The 438-nt window shown below is 61.6% G+C and carries 1 protein-coding gene; it reads left to right on the top strand.

Annotated elements, in window-relative coordinates:
* Positions 1–438 (top strand): DUF790 family protein (locus D3D01_RS22930; protein ID WP_121513878.1); only part of this gene is annotated, 438 nt, incomplete at both ends.

Raw genomic sequence — 438 nt, 5'->3', positions numbered from 1 at the left:
CAGAGACGAGTGCGAGTTCGAGCAACAGGCGGCCGTTGACCCACGCGAGATCCGCAAGCGACTGTTCGAGCGAGCCAACGATCGCTACCCGATCGTTCGCCAGCCCACACTCGGCGAAGACACGCAGAAACTGGAAGTCTACAGCGCGGTCGCCGACGAGTTGGGCATCTCACTCGAGGAGTGTTACCGGGGTATGTACGCTGATCTGGAGGACAACAAACGGCTCGTCCGGTTCGGCGACCAGTCGGTGCGCGATGACAGCGACGGACAGGAGTCCACGACGACAACGACGAAACTGACGGGAAATAGCAAGCAGGCGTACGATCAGCGCGACCAGACGGTCGACTGGCTGCTGGCTCGCTACAACCTCGCGCTGGCACAGGCCGTGCTCTACGACGCCTCGAAGATGCACTTTCGGGTGTGGGAGCACTTCGGAAC

Origin of the sequence: Haloarcula sp. Atlit-7R, assembly GCF_003666065.1 — an archaeon.
GTDB classification, from domain to species: Archaea; Halobacteriota; Halobacteria; order Halobacteriales; family Haloarculaceae; genus Haloarcula; species Haloarcula taiwanensis.
Note: the sequence above shows the minus strand (reverse complement) of the source record. Positions and strands in the feature narration are given on the sequence as shown.